Raw genomic sequence first — 13,933 nt, forward strand, 5'->3', positions numbered from 1 at the left:
CTGTTTTGTTCGAAGTAGAAGTAAAGCTGGACTCTGCAACCGGGCAGACGTAAAGCCTGCCCCTACCAATTAATTCTCTACCTATGTATCCTTTAAAATCAAAATCTTTTTTTCTTTCTATCGTCTTCTCTTGCCTATGCGTTGTTTTTGCGTCGGCTCACGTGGGTAGTTCGGGTGTTTTGTTTCAGGGACAGGCGGGTGCTTACCGAGTAATGGTCAACCTGCAACCGCCTGATGTTATTCCCGGCACTGCAATGGTAACCGTCTATGTTGAAAGCGGAAACGTACGCAATGTACAGGCGCGACCCATTTATTTTCGTACCGGCGATAAAGGAGCCCCTACTTCTGACCCTCTCAGCGCCGTACCTAACCAAGCAGGTCAATTTCAGGGAATTGTATGGTTAATGGCGGGCGGTGCTTCCAGTGTACAGATCACGCTGGATGGTGACGATGGAAAAAAAGAATTGATCGTACCCATTGTTGCCATTTCTACCGCTCAACGCGAAATGCCCGCCGGCTTGGGAGTGTTATTGAGTATTTTAGGATTGTTATTGGTCGTTATTTTAATTACGGCCATTGGCGCCAGCGCCAGCGATGGATTACTTAAAACAGGCGCCAATTTGACGCCCAAACAACGCCGCGCCCGTTGGATCAACATGGGCGTTGCGGCCGTTGTTTGCACTATTATTTTATACGGTGGAAGCAGTTGGTGGAATAGTTGGGCAGCTAATTATAACCGATATATGTATAAGCCGATATTGGGCAATGCTAAGATCGTTAACCAAAATAATGAGCGCGTTTTTCAGTTACAAATTGATTCCAATTCCATTAACAAAAGCTCGCAGCGACGTACGGTAATGAGTTTTCTCATTCCTGATCACGGAAAGTTGATGCACTTGTTTTTAGTTCGTCAAAATTCCCTTGATGCCTTTGCGCACTTGCACCCTGAGCGTCGGGATACAACTGCCTTCGAGGCTTATTTACCCAAACTTCCGCCCGGAAAATATTTGGTCTATGCAGATGTTGTGCAGCGTTCGGGCTTCGCCGAAACCATTACAGATACCATTGATATTCCGGCGTTGTATGGAAAAGCGGAGTTGAAAACCGACCCTGAAGATACGTACGTGGTCACCGATCCGCTGAACAATCCCAAACAAATACCCATAGACGAAAATGTGGTCATTTGCGGCAAACCCGGTACCCGAACCAAGTTGAAAGATGGAAGTTCCATCGTGTGGGAAGGAAAGCCGGAGGTTTCTTTTGAAGCCGGAAAACCCTACCAACTGGCCTTTGAAGTAGTTAGTCCTGATGGCAAACCTGCGGTGTTGGAGCCTTATTTGGGCATGAATGGTCACGCAGCCATTGTGCGCTCTGATGGCTCGGTCTATATTCACCTTCACCCCGTAGGGACGTATTCGATGGCGGCGCAGCAGATCATGCAGAAGCGCCTTGCCGATACGACCAAGATCTATCGTTATTCTACCGATTCCAAAGCGTTTCGGGACAGCATTGATCGCTACCTGACAAGCCTGAAATTGCTTGCGCCGGCCGAACGTGACCAATTGCTGATGGCGAGCATGAACGGCATGGATGCCAAGCACATGGAAGGCATGAAACACGAGCATCGGATCGTGTTTCCGTATGCGTTTCCAAAAGCGGGACAATACCGAATTTTTCTACAGATCAAACGAAACGGGCAGGTGCTGACGGGAATATTCGACGCCAATGTAAAGGCCGCTTCGATGTAATTCTCAACTTGATTCGGAACTAAGCTCTTTTAAATTTGATTCTTTGAGTAGTGGGAATCAGGAAAGATTTCTAACCTGAATTTATTTCATTTATGAAAATCGAGCAAATTTATACGGGCTGCCTCGCGCAAGGTACGTACTACATTGAAAGTGAAGGAGAAGTTGCGGTCATTGATCCGCTTAGAGAAGTAACGCCCTATATTGAGCGAGCGACCAGAGACGGTGCCAAGATCAAGTACGTATTTGAAACCCATTTTCACGCCGATTTTGTATCGGGGCATTTAGATCTTTCGAAGAAAACAGGTGCGTCAATTGTCTATGGGCCAAACGCCAAAACGGGTTTTGAGGCTTACATTGCGACCGATGGAGAAGTATTTTCGCTGGGAAAAATAAAAATAAAAGCCCTTCATACGCCGGGACATACGCTCGAATCTACCTGTTATTTATTATTCGATGAGACCGGAAAAGAAAAAGCCCTTTTCAGCGGCGATACGCTCTTTATCGGTGATGTTGGCCGACCCGATCTGGCTCAAAAATCTGATCTGACGATGAACGATCTGGCGGGTTTTCTATACGATTCACTTCGAAACAAGATCATGACCTTACCCAATGAGGTCATCGTTTATCCGGCCCACGGCGCGGGTTCGGCCTGCGGTAAAAACATGAGCAAAGAGACGACCGATACGCTCGGGAATCAGAAACTGTTCAACTACGCCCTGCGCGCCGACATGCCCAAAGAAGAGTTCATAAAAGAAGTAACCGACGGACTGGCGAAGCCACCGCAATACTTTCCTCAAAATGTTCAAATGAACAAAGAAGGGTATGAGAGTATGGAGGTAGTGATGGAGCGCTCTGCTCAGGCCTTACCGCCGGCAGCTTTTGAAGCCGCAGCCAATGAAACCGGAGCGGTAGTATTGGATACGCGCGATGCGCAGGTATTTAACAAAGGGTTTATTCCCAATTCCATCAACATCGGTTTAGGTGGCCAATTTGCGCCGTGGGTTGGCGCGTTGATTCCTGACGTAAAACAGGAATTGTTATTAGTTACTGAAAAAGGAAATGAACAGGAATCTATTCTGCGGCTGGCTAGAGTAGGCTATGATAATGTCATTGGTTATTTGGAAGGAGGATTTGAAGCGTGGCAGGAAAGTGGTAATGAAATTGACGAGATCAGCTCTATTTCTGCCAATGAGCTGGCTGATCGCCTTGAAAATGAGAAAGATTCGGTAGTGATCGATGTTCGGAAGCCAAGTGAATTTGAAGCTGAACACATTGATGGAGCCAAAAATTTGCCATTGGATAACATCAGCGATCTGATGGCCGAGTTTCCGAAAAAACAAACCATGTATATTCACTGCGCGGGAGGCTATCGTTCCATGATGGCGGCTTCTATTCTTAAATCGCGCGGCTACGATAATTTAGTAGACATTGACGGTGGATTCTCCGCGATTCAAAAATCCGGGCGCTTCAAAACAACTGATTTTGTGTGCCCCACTACACTGAAAAAATCAGAAGATTAAGGCACTTATTGCCTATTTTTGTAAGACTCCCGCAGGCAATTATTATTTTAGAGTAAATACGCCTGTCTTTTTACGGGGTTCACTGTGGGTAGTACTGTCGGCAGGTAAATCAATGGTAATGATCCATGAATAATTATTGATTTTTTTTCCTGAAATACTGCCCGAATGAATAGGATAAGCAATCGGTCCGGCAATACTGCTCGTTATTCCACTGATGGCATGGATATTTTCGAACTCTTGAGAGGAAGAGTAGTTGAATTCAGAAAGAGAAGGGTCTACTTCGAAGGCAATGAATGGGTTGCCGCAGTCATTGCATTGGCTCAAATCTATCCTATCATATGTATAGAAAGCTACATGCTTGTTGGTACCTTCCTCAATGCTGAATTTATTCCAGCCGGAATTTGAATAATTAATTACTTTGATGGAGCGATTATTCAACATTTCATACATCTCCCGAGGTTCAACTTCTTCTTTGCAACCTAAGAAAATAAAAATTATCAAAAAGAAAATGAAAGGTGCTTTCATGGTCTGCTCGTTTTAAAAATGAGTCCGGCGCTATTACTTTCTGCAATCAGAACTACAAGTTACGAATAAAACTTCTCCAAAAAACTTGCCTTTTAATTTTTGTATTCTACATTTGTAGAATAAAGTATCAAAATGTAGAATATATGCAGCTTTCTAAATCTGAAGAACAATTAATGGAACTCATTTGGCAACAGGGAACGGTCTTTATGAAAGACCTGATCGATGCCTCACCTGACCCAAAACCTGCTCCAACCACGTTGGCTACGTTGCTCAAACGAATGCAGGAAAAAGGATTTGTTGGCTATACCGTTTTTGGCAATTCGCGCCAATATTATGCTTTGGTATCTAAAGAAGAGTATTTCTCTAAACACGTAAAAGGGATCATTAAAAACTTCTTTGGCAATTCGGTCGCGCAGTTTGCTTCCTTTTTTACAAATGCCACCGACCTGACTACCAATGAATTGGAAGACTTGAAACGAATGATTGACGAACAACTTAAACACAAAAAGCCATGATCATTTACCTTTTCAAATTTGCCGCCTGCTCGGCATTGCTGCTGATTCTGTATCATCCGGTATTGGAAAAAGAAAAAATGCCGGTTTTTAACCGCTACTATTTGCTGTTTAGCATTGTTTTTTCAGGCTTGGTGCCACTTTTTACATTTGAGTTACCCGTTGAAACAGCTTCATTTGTCATAGAGAAAGCAAGTGATTTACCATCTGTCGGTCTTTCTCGCGCATTAGTTTCCAATGAGCCTGTTTCTGTTTCGAAAACAGTCAACACACCCAATTGGCAGACTTATTTGTGGAGTATATATGGTGCAATTACTTTCATGTTTTTGTTCCGTTTTGGGAAAAACCTGTCTTCTTTTTGGAAAACGATTCGAACGAGCCCCATTGTTGAGTATGGAACGATGAAGCTGGTTTTGACTTCTCAAGCAGATTCGCCTTACAGTTTTTTTCGCTACGTATTTGTCAACCAAGAAACGTTTGAACAAGGTGAAATTGAACCTGAAATTCTGAGGCATGAGCAGGCACATGTGCAGCAACGCCACACATTAGACGTGGTTTTCATGGAACTCCTATTGGCTTTTTGTTGGTGGAATCCGGCGGTATGGCTGTACCGAAAAGCGGTACAACTCAATCATGAATTTTTGGCCGATGATTGGGTCATTAAAACCTACCAAAATTCAACGGCTTACCAGTATTTATTGCTGCATAAAATAAGCCAATCAAGGGGTATGACTTTGACCAGTTCTTTCAACTATCTACTCACTAAAAAACGTTTCAAAATGATGAACAAGATCACTTCGATGTCTCGCGTTTATGCACTGCAAACGGCGACAGCAATCCTTTTCTCAGTATTGGTATTTGCCTTTGGCAACGTAAGTTTTGCCCAAAGTGCGCCTTCAGTAGTTGCCAAATCCACCAATGAGGCAGAGTTTAGTAAAGACGGTGTTTCACAGGCATTATTGGATGAGTACGGGCAAATAGTTGCGCGGTATTTAAAAAAAGGAGTTAAAAATGGCAAAGAATGGAGGAGATTGGATCGGCCAAGTGAGGCAGACAGGGCACGATTAGAAACAATATTTAAAGCGATGAGCAAAGAACAGCAAGCAGCGCAGGAAATCAACATGCACCCACCCATCGGGCCTTTGCCTCGAGTTTTGCCAACCGAAAAAGAATTTGAAGCCTATAAAGATGCGAAAACGTATGGGGTGTGGATCGACGAAAAGAAAGTGCCCAACTCGGTATTGAATAAATACAAAGCCTCTGATTTTTCACAGGTATTTGTCAGCAAATTGTATAAAAATGCGCAGGCAACCATTGGGTATAAATACAAATACCAACTGGACTTAATGACCACCGCTTATTATGAAAAATACCGCTCGGAAACGTTAGCCGATAAACGCTACCGCTTAGGGTATAATTTCGAAAAAATGAAGTAAAAGGAGAATTAGATTAGTAATGAAATGAGATAGATGAACTGATAAGGTCTCTCCATTTTTGGGGAGACTTTATTTATGTTATGGTTTAGTCGACAATCGTTTCAGCCTTCATTGTTTCCAAAATCTTGATGATCTTCGCGGGAATTTGCGCCAGATCAGTGCCCGTTTCCAACCAAAAACAGGGTAAATTGCGCACTAAGCAGCTGATTTTCTCTACCTGATAGGTGTCTGACCGCAAGAGCCATACCGAAGAAGGAACCAACGCTTTCATGGCTTCGGCTTTACTTGCCGGGCGATGCGCTGTGTTGACTTGCCCCGTAAACTTGGGTAAAAGAATCGCTTTGAGCGGAAATCCGTGAATCACTTTCTCCGGCATGAATTGACGTAAAAACAACTGTGCTTTATCGACCGGTACCGACTCCCAATTATACACATATTGCCGAAGGTGGGGGAAATTTGCAAGGTTATGCTCTTCCAGTTTTGCAACATTATACAGACTGTGTACAAAGGGTTGTTGGGTTTCAATTAAGATAAAATCATCGCCGGCGTATTGCAGAGTACTGTCAAGACACGCCATTGTGGACGTTGATTTTCCCGAGCCGCCTTTGCCGGCCAACAACACTCCGCCTAAATCAAACCCCAAAGCGCCCGCATGAACCATGACGTGTGACGTGTTTCTGAACCAAAAATAGAAAAACTGGCGTAATGGAAAACTGCGCTCATAAGTAGGCAATTCAGCTGCGTCAGACAGCCAAATGGCGGCTTGTGATGTTTCGCGGTTTATGAAAGTGATGGTATAAGAATTCGTGTTGCAATTGCCGAAAAAAGGTGCCGGCATTTCCAGCATATCGCCACTGTAGGCATCCACTGAGGGCCAGTGCCGTAATGCATCAGGAATATTTTGATTCGTGGTTTTTTGATCAATAATGGCGATTTTTAAGGCTCCGGCAGCAGGTTTTTCGGTTTCTAAATGCGCAATGGCATCGCAAAAGAACGCTTCTTCAAATTGACCGTAAAAATGCATTTCAAATGACAATGGCGCTAATTCAAAATGGCGGATACTTTGAGGGCTTTTTGTAAATAGTTGGTCGAGGATTGTATTATTGGTAACAGATTCGGTCGTAGGCATGAAATAATGATGGGAATGTGGGTGCTATTTTTTGAAAGGCCAACCTTTTTGGGCATCAACATCGTGGACAGGATCCAGAACAATTAAGTCCTGCATATCGTCGAATACCACAAGTTTCGGTGCGTTGAAAGGTTGCTTTTTATCGGGTATCATTGGAGTAAATTCTTCGATATTTTCTGCTGTTTCTACAATCAGATCTTCGGACAAAAGTTGCCGGAGAAACACCTCTGCTGTTTGCGTAGCGGTGGTCAGGTCAACATCAAATTGAATAGTCAGCGCCTGAGAAAGTTGGGGAAGACTAATAGGGTATTGCTGTAAAATATTCCAAATAAAGACGGCGCTGCTTTCGGTAATATTGTAGTAATTTCCTTTAATTAAATTGATCAACACAATTTCATTTCCAAATTGCTCACCGGCAATGCCATGGGGATTTGCTTTAAAATAGGAGAGACTCACGGTAAAGATCGGGTTTTATAGAAAGTAATAAAGCCTTTAAGGTACAGCTCTTTAAGAGTGTCAAAAATAGCTTTATTTCCTCGTTTTTCCCAATAATCGGAATGATTCGTTATGGTTTTTTGAACAAAAGCTTCTACTGTTATAGGCTCTGTTAACGTCAATAACAATCCTGTTTTTGACGGTTCAAGCACAAATTCCTGCAAGTGCAGTGAATGATGATCAATGACAAGATCATAGATAGAAGTAACGGGTGTTGAATCCTGCTGTGATGGAAGTTGATGCCAATTCCATCGACTGGTCAGGAGCGGTTCATTGGCCGGAGCAATGGTAAGATTTTGAATGGCATCATGGCTTTTAAAGAGCGCCTTATAATCGACAAAGCGTTGAAATTCTTCATTTCCAAGCAACGTTTTTTCAATTACAGCTTTTTCCAATCGCTGCTTTCGGGCATGTTCATAGTGCCGACAGTCTTCCAATTGCCGGTGTTGAAGTTCTGATAATTGATGATAGTGGCTAAAATCCGAAAGTTCAATAGCGGCCGGATCGTTTGTACTTATTCCCCAATATTTCAATAAATCTATGGTTCGTTGGTAAGAATGTTGCAAGGCGGCTTCAACGTGGGTATGTGTCCACTGCTCAGGAGTTCGGTGCTTTTCAATGCTGAAGGGTACCTCAAAGTGCGCTTCTTGTGAATTAAAACCCAACGTGTCGAACCAGTTATTGGTACGTTGATGGTATTCCGGAAAAAGATAGCGAAGGTGGAATTCCATTAATTTGCACGAAAACAAATACTGTCTGAGAACTCCCAATAAATGAGTAAGGAGCGCTGGATTTTCATCGACCCCTACATTCAGTAGATCATTGAAATGACTGTGCTCTCCTTTGAAGGAAGGTTTAATGAGTGTTTTGATTTTTAGCTCTTCAAACTGCGCCTGATACTGAAATAATACCTGTTCGGTAAAGGTAGCAATGGAACTATCATTGGGCGCGTTTTGGAGTAATTCGCTGTTTTGATCGTAAAACTGATTTACCAATTCAAAAAAACGTTTAAAGAAACCATATTCCTGTCCACCAAGTAGACCTGTATTTATCCCGATCACATGATTTATGGAATCCATACATGCGGGCAGTATAAAATTGTTTTCTTTTAATGATTTGAGAATGAGAGTATAAGCAGGGTAGCCTATCTCTAAATGCTGGGCAGTGAGCGGCGAGTTAAGAAATTCTTCCGATGGACATTCCCACAAAAACAGATCTCCGTCAACGTGCAAAAAGGGTTCTGAATGGGAAGCTACTCCCGCCAATTTAACCAATACCCATGATTTGGAGATCAGTTCTTTATGCTGTTCCATTGCTAACTCAACGCTATCATAAGGGAGTTGAAGTTGATCGATCAGGATGCGTTTTCCTGCTTCATCAGTTATTAGTTGCACCCGTTTAAAATGCTTTTTCAGCAGTAGGCAGCTCAATGTCCAGGCCATCCAATGATAACGCGGAGACACCCAGCCGCCGTCAAAAAATGCCTGTGCCTGAGAAAGCCAAAGCGTTTGAGTAGCTTTGATGGTAGTTATTTTGTTCACTTTTGGGTGTCTTTTCGGCGTTGAATGGATTGGTGAAGCGCTTTCAGTAATGCACTGTTTAAACGCGGTTGTTCGCGATGGACAAGGCCATCGGCATGAGGTCGGTAAACTAAGGAGAGATGAGGATCAATGAAGACATTCAAGCCAAAATCGCGTAATCGTAAATACCATTCAGTATCTTCCCCAAGGATCATTTGTTCATTAAAAGGTCCTATTTTCTCAAATATTTCTTTTCTAAACATAGAAGCCCCCAGCAATATACTCCACACAGCTTCATCTTCATTAACGCGGAACATTCGTTCATTCAAGTCGGTAGCATATTCAAATTTGGAATGCCCCCAGATACCTTCAATGGTGGGATTATTGAGCAGGAAGTCAATCTGACGCCGAAGTTTGCCCGGTGGATAAAGATCATCAGCGTCTAAAAAGGTGATAAATTGTCCTTTAGCTTGCCGCAGTCCGTAATTACGAGCCGACGCAGCGCCTGCATTGGCTTGGTAAAAATAACGAATTCCTGCATCTTCAACGGATTGAATGATTTGGGCGGAACGGTCAGTAGAGCCGTCGTCAACGCATATGACTTCGAGGTTATTGATTCCCTGTGCAAGCACATTTTGAAGAGCGTCGCTGATGAATTTTTCAGCATTGAAAACGGGAATTATGACGCTGAGTAAAGGCAAATTCATGGGGTCGGATTTTGAGAAGAAACAAATAATTCAAGCAACTCTCTTCTGTAAATATCTTGCCGCACAATGGACATATTACGGTCGTGCATGGTTTTGTGCAGTACCAATTCGTCCATTTTTCTTACTTCTTCTCCTTTTCGCTTGGCTCTGATAAACCACTCATGATCAGCAGCTACCACCAATGTTTCGTTAAAATGACCGATGGTATTAAACACCTCTCTCCGAAAACAACATCCACCCGGCGTAAGAGCCGTATACAACCGCTCTTCAGTCGATTTTTGAAGCAATCCTGTCACAACATTTGCCGCAGGATTTTGCACGAGATAATCCACTTGAAGGGCTGTTTTATTGGAAGTCCAGGTATCATCAGCATCTAAAAAGGCAATGATATCACCCGTCGCAGCTTCAATGCCCCTGTTGCGGGCGTTCGCGATTCCCGTGCCCTGTTGCTGTAGTAAATGTATATCCGATTGAAATTCAAGCCATTGTCGCGTACCATCAGTTGAATGGCCGTCTACAACAATGATCTCATGAAGAGAGTGCGTCTGCCGACGAATGCTTGTCAGACAGCCTTCAATAAAAGCTGCGGCATTTCGACAGATGACAATAACTGAGATGGAAGGAAAGGTTGTCATGAAAATAGACCTGAAACCTTTAGGGTAGGATTAACAGAGCAATAAGCCGATACTAGGGTTTGCGCGGAAATTTTAGTTTTCCTTTTAATTCTTGGATTGCATGTTGACTATCGGCTACTTTTTCAGGAAAAATTGCCTTATCTTTAAATCGATTCAGATCAAGAGTATCGAAGTGCGTTTCTGTTTGTGTCTTTTTAATCTTCAGCATTTTGCCGGTAAATAAGATAATCTAAATTTAGAGAACTATTTCTTAATTGCAAAGAAGCGAGAATACTTTTTGTGAGAACTAAAATATTCTAATTCACCGGTCTCATCATTAAGCCCATAAATAGTAACAAAGTCGGTAAATTCTTCAATGTATTTATTAATCAGGATTTGATACAAACGTGTACGCCCTTTTGTACTTCCGGAGACCTCAATAATTGCAGTAGGATGATGTAACAAAAAGAGTGGGACAGTTTGGGCAATTGTAGCTAAAACTTTCTCCATATCACCATTATCTGTTACAATTCTATCGTCTACTTGTCCTGTTGTAATATTATAGTCACCAAAGCCTAAATTAAAAATGGGATTTTCATTACTATCTTCTCCTGTATTTTGATAGGCTATAATTTTTATGATCTGACCGTGTTTTCCTTCGCTAATGAATGCAAAATGAGTATGTTCTTGGGAAGTGTCTTTAAGGTCGTAAACTTCTAAATTCATTGATGGCTGTTTATGACAATTAAAATAACTTAAAAAACAACCCGAAAGCTCGAACTTTCGGGCTGTTTTCTTTTACATCACAACGTTCACAATGCGTTTCGGCACTACCACCACTTTTTTAGGAGCCTTGCCTTCGAGCCATTTTTGAACAGTTTCGTTGGCCAAAACTCCCTGTTCGATCTCTTCTTTAGACATGTCTACGGGGAATGGGATGTTGGCGCGCACTTTACCGTTGATCTGGATAGGGTATTCAAACGCGCTTTCTTCCAAATACTTAGCGTTGAAAACAGGGAACGTTGCCGTCGATATCGTGCCTGCTTCATTGCCCAATGCTTTCCACAATTCTTCGCAAATGTGCGGTGCATACGGTGATAACAAAATCACCATTTCCTGCAAAATGGCCTTTTTATAACATTTCAAATCGCTCAGATCGTTGACCCCAATCATAAAAGTAGACACAACCGTGTTAAACGAATAACGATCAATGTCTTCCTCTACACGTTTGATGGTGCGGTGCAAAACCTTCAATTCGTCAGCTGTTGGTTCGGCTTCGTTCCATTTTTGTTTGCCTGTTTGGTCTTCGAAAAACAATCGCCAGAATTTACGCAGGAAGTTTGACGTGCCACTGATACCATTAGTATTCCAAGGTTTGGCATCGGTCAATGGCCCTAAGAACATTTCGTACAGACGTAATGTATCGGCACCGTATTTAGTAACCACATCGTCAGGATTGACGACGTTATAAAGCCTTTTGGACATTTTTTCAACCGCAAATCCGCACACATATTTGCCCTTGGCCGGGCCACTTTCTTCTAAAATAAACTCAGAATCATTAAAATAGGAACGCCATTGTTTAAATGCCTCAATATCCAGTATGTCATTTTCGACTATATTGACATCCACGTGAAGCTGGGTTACTTCGTATTGGTCTTTTAAGCCAAAGGAAACAAACACAGGTGTTTTGCCTTCACCTTCTGATGATTTTAAGCGATACACAAAATTGCTGCGCCCCTGAATCATTCCCTGATTCACCAACTTAGCGGCAAATTCCTCTTGTGGAACCAATCCCAGGTCTTTTAAGAATTTGTTCCAAAAACGGCTGTACAGCAAGTGACCCGTGGCGTGCTCAGAGCCACCCAAATAAAAGTCAACGCGCTGCCAATAGTCAATGGCTTCTTTGGAGGCAAAGACTTCGTTGTTTTTAGGGTCCATGTAGCGGTACCAATACCACGATGAACCTGCCCAACCGGGCATGGTACTGAGCTCATAGTCGTATTCCCCTTTGTATTTCCATCCTTCGGCGCGGCCCAAGGGCGGTTCGCCCGTTTCGGTGGGCAGATATTTATCAATTTTGGGTAATTCCAACGGTAGATCAGCCTCTTCAATTAAGTAAGGAACCCCATCTTTAAAGTACGCAGGTACGGGTTCGCCCCAGTACCGTTGGCGACTGAAAACGGCATTGCGCAGGCGGTACTGCACTTTGCCTTTGCCCAGCTTACGTTCTTCCAGCCAATTGATCAACGTATCGGTAGCCTCTTGGTAGGTCATGCCGTTGATAATATCTGAGTTGATATAACGGCCTTCTTTGGTATTGTCGGCTTGTTGGTCAATGTCTTTTTGGCTGTCTAAGATCGGAAGTATCGGCAGCTCAAAATGAGTGGCAAAATTCCAGTCGCGTTGGTCACCCGAAGGTACACCCATCACCGCGCCCGTTCCGTACCCTGCCAATACGTAATCGGCTAAGAAAATGGGTACTTTTTCTTCACTCAACGGATTGATGCAGTAGCTGCCTGTAAATACGCCGGTCACTTTCTTTTCGGCCATGCGGTCTACTTCACTGCGGCTGCCGGCCCATTTGATGTAGGTTTCAACGGCTTCTTTTTGCTCAGGTGTGGTCAACTCCAACGCCCATTCATGCTCAGGAGCCAAAACCATAAAACTCACGCCGTAAATGGTATCTACGCGGGTAGTGAAAACCTCGATAACCCCCACCTTGCCTCCCCCTGTAGGGGAGGGATTAGGACGGTCGGCCGCTGCCGTGGGGTTAACCCCAAACTTGACAGAAGCTCCCTGCGAGCGGCCGATCCAGTTACGCTGTTGCTCTTTCAACGGTTCGGGCCAGTCGATGGTGTCCAATCCTGCCAGTAAACGGTCGGCGTAGGCTGTGATGCGCATGGCCCACTGTTTCATTAATTTACGCTCCACAGGAAAACCGCCGCGCTCCGAAACCCCGTCTTTTACTTCATCGTTCGACAAAACCGTTCCCAAACCCGGACACCAGTTGACGTACGACTCTTCGGGGAAAGTAAAGCGGTATTTCAGTAACACCAACTGTTGCTCTTTTTCGCTCATGGCATTCCAGTCTTCGGCAGAAAATTCAGAAGTGTCTTCATCGCGAACGGCGTTGACGGCGGCAGAGCCTCCTTTTTCGAACTGTGCTGTTAAATGACTTATCGGCAATGCTTTATCGGCGTCTTTATCATAATAATGATTGAACAACTGCATAAAGATCCACTGTGTCCATTTGTAATAGGCGGGATCGGACGTGCGGACTTCGCGGCTCCAGTCGTAGCTGAAACCGACGTTTTTCAATTGCCCAATAAAAGTATTGATGTTATCTTCTGTCGTAATGGCAGGATGTTGACCCGTTTGTATGGCGTATTGCTCGGCCGGCAAGCCAAAACTGTCGAAGCCCATAGGGTGTAACACATTAAACCCTTTGAGTCTTTTATACCGCGAAATAATGTCAGAAGCAATGTAGCCCAGCGGGTGTCCTACGTGCAATCCTGCACCCGAAGGGTAAGGAAACATGTCGAGGACATAATACTTGGGCTTATTGTGGTCAATATCAGTTTTGTAAGTTTGGTTTTCTTCCCAAAACTGCTGCCATTTTTTCTCAATTTCGCGGTGATTGTATTCCATTTTTTTTCTGTTATCAGTATATCGGTTATCCGTTATTAGAGGATTGATGATAGCTTCAACGGATAACTATTAACAATTC

The 13,933-nt window shown here is 43.5% G+C and carries 12 protein-coding genes; 4 read left to right on the top strand and 8 right to left on the bottom strand.

Annotated features, from left to right (window positions below):
- Positions 1-83: 83 nt before the first annotated feature.
- Together ACQY73_RS30980 and ACQY73_RS30985 are read left to right on the top strand one after the other, a co-directional pair.
- On the top strand, positions 84-1,748 hold the full coding sequence (locus ACQY73_RS30980) for a hypothetical protein (RefSeq protein WP_428658047.1): 1,665 nt from the start codon (positions 84-86) through the stop codon (positions 1,746-1,748).
- Positions 1,749-1,840: 92 nt separating this feature from the next.
- Positions 1,841-3,268 (top strand): MBL fold metallo-hydrolase, encoded by a 1,428-nt coding sequence (locus ACQY73_RS30985; protein WP_428658048.1) that lies wholly within the window; start codon positions 1,841-1,843, stop codon positions 3,266-3,268.
- 42 nt (positions 3,269-3,310) lie between these two features.
- On the opposite strand, the gene ACQY73_RS30990 is transcribed toward ACQY73_RS30985, so the two are convergent.
- A complete protein-coding gene (locus ACQY73_RS30990; RefSeq protein WP_428658049.1) occupies positions 3,311-3,793 on the bottom strand; it encodes a hypothetical protein in 483 nt (160 codons plus the stop codon).
- 143 nt (positions 3,794-3,936) lie between these two features.
- On the opposite strand from ACQY73_RS30990, the gene ACQY73_RS30995 reads away from it, so the two are divergent.
- Together ACQY73_RS30995 and ACQY73_RS31000 are read left to right on the top strand one after the other, a co-directional pair.
- Complete coding sequence (locus ACQY73_RS30995) at positions 3,937-4,308, top strand: BlaI/MecI/CopY family transcriptional regulator (protein WP_428658050.1); 372 nt, start codon at positions 3,937-3,939, stop codon at positions 4,306-4,308.
- Positions 4,305-5,741, top strand: a complete 1,437-nt coding sequence (locus ACQY73_RS31000) for a M56 family metallopeptidase (RefSeq protein ID WP_428658051.1) — start codon at positions 4,305-4,307, stop codon at positions 5,739-5,741. Before ACQY73_RS30995 ends, ACQY73_RS31000 begins: the two co-directional genes overlap by 4 nt.
- An 85-nt stretch (positions 5,742-5,826) precedes the next feature.
- On the opposite strand, the gene ACQY73_RS31005 is transcribed toward ACQY73_RS31000, so the two are convergent.
- The 7 genes from ACQY73_RS31005 to leuS form a co-directional block, all read right to left on the bottom strand.
- Positions 5,827-6,870, bottom strand: coding sequence for a hypothetical protein (locus ACQY73_RS31005; RefSeq protein WP_428658052.1), 1,044 nt, complete (start codon positions 6,868-6,870; stop codon positions 5,827-5,829).
- A gap of 24 nt (positions 6,871-6,894) precedes the next feature.
- A complete protein-coding gene (locus tag ACQY73_RS31010; RefSeq protein ID WP_428658053.1) occupies positions 6,895-7,326 on the bottom strand; it encodes a PqqD family protein in 432 nt (143 codons plus the stop codon).
- A complete protein-coding gene (locus ACQY73_RS31015; RefSeq protein ID WP_428658054.1) occupies positions 7,323-8,906 on the bottom strand; it encodes a DUF6734 family protein in 1,584 nt (527 codons plus the stop codon). Before ACQY73_RS31015 ends, ACQY73_RS31010 begins: the two co-directional genes overlap by 4 nt.
- Positions 8,903-9,592, bottom strand: coding sequence for a glycosyltransferase family 2 protein (locus ACQY73_RS31020; protein ID WP_428658055.1), 690 nt, complete (start codon positions 9,590-9,592; stop codon positions 8,903-8,905). The genes ACQY73_RS31015 and ACQY73_RS31020 overlap by 4 nt, the downstream gene beginning before the upstream one ends.
- Positions 9,589-10,227 (bottom strand): glycosyltransferase, encoded by a 639-nt coding sequence (locus tag ACQY73_RS31025; protein ID WP_428658056.1) that lies wholly within the window; start codon positions 10,225-10,227, stop codon positions 9,589-9,591. The genes ACQY73_RS31020 and ACQY73_RS31025 overlap by 4 nt, the downstream gene beginning before the upstream one ends.
- A gap of 243 nt (positions 10,228-10,470) precedes the next feature.
- The gene (locus ACQY73_RS31030) at positions 10,471-10,932 is read right to left on the bottom strand and encodes a DUF6934 family protein (protein ID WP_428658057.1); all 462 of its coding nucleotides are present in this window, start codon (positions 10,930-10,932) and stop codon (positions 10,471-10,473) included.
- Between the two features lie 72 nt (positions 10,933-11,004).
- Complete coding sequence (gene leuS / locus ACQY73_RS31035; RefSeq protein WP_428658058.1) at positions 11,005-13,854, bottom strand: leucine--tRNA ligase; 2,850 nt, start codon at positions 13,852-13,854, stop codon at positions 11,005-11,007.
- Between the last annotated feature and the right edge of the window lie 79 nt (positions 13,855-13,933).

This window comes from Runella sp. (genome assembly GCF_965279615.1).
Lineage (GTDB): Bacteria > Bacteroidota > Bacteroidia > Cytophagales > Spirosomataceae > Runella.

Bases quoted from the DNA above. Each gene is read 5' to 3' on its own strand.
- ACQY73_RS31020 (WP_428658055.1), bottom strand. From the start codon at position 9,592: ATGAATTTGCCTTTACTCAGCGTCATAATTCCCGTTTTCAATGCTGAA.
- ACQY73_RS30985 (WP_428658048.1), top strand. From the start codon at position 1,841: ATGAAAATCGAGCAAATTTATACGGGCTGCCTCGCGCAAGGTACGTAC.
- ACQY73_RS30995 (WP_428658050.1), top strand. From the start codon at position 3,937: ATGCAGCTTTCTAAATCTGAAGAACAATTAATGGAACTCATTTGGCAA.
- ACQY73_RS30980 (WP_428658047.1), top strand. From the start codon at position 84: ATGTATCCTTTAAAATCAAAATCTTTTTTTCTTTCTATCGTCTTCTCT.
- ACQY73_RS31030 (WP_428658057.1), bottom strand. From the start codon at position 10,932: ATGAATTTAGAAGTTTACGACCTTAAAGACACTTCCCAAGAACATACT.
- ACQY73_RS31025 (WP_428658056.1), bottom strand. From the start codon at position 10,227: ATGACAACCTTTCCTTCCATCTCAGTTATTGTCATCTGTCGAAATGCC.
- leuS (WP_428658058.1), bottom strand. From the start codon at position 13,854: ATGGAATACAATCACCGCGAAATTGAGAAAAAATGGCAGCAGTTTTGG.
- ACQY73_RS30990 (WP_428658049.1), bottom strand. From the start codon at position 3,793: ATGAAAGCACCTTTCATTTTCTTTTTGATAATTTTTATTTTCTTAGGT.
- ACQY73_RS31005 (WP_428658052.1), bottom strand. From the start codon at position 6,870: ATGCCTACGACCGAATCTGTTACCAATAATACAATCCTCGACCAACTA.
- ACQY73_RS31000 (WP_428658051.1), top strand. From the start codon at position 4,305: ATGATCATTTACCTTTTCAAATTTGCCGCCTGCTCGGCATTGCTGCTG.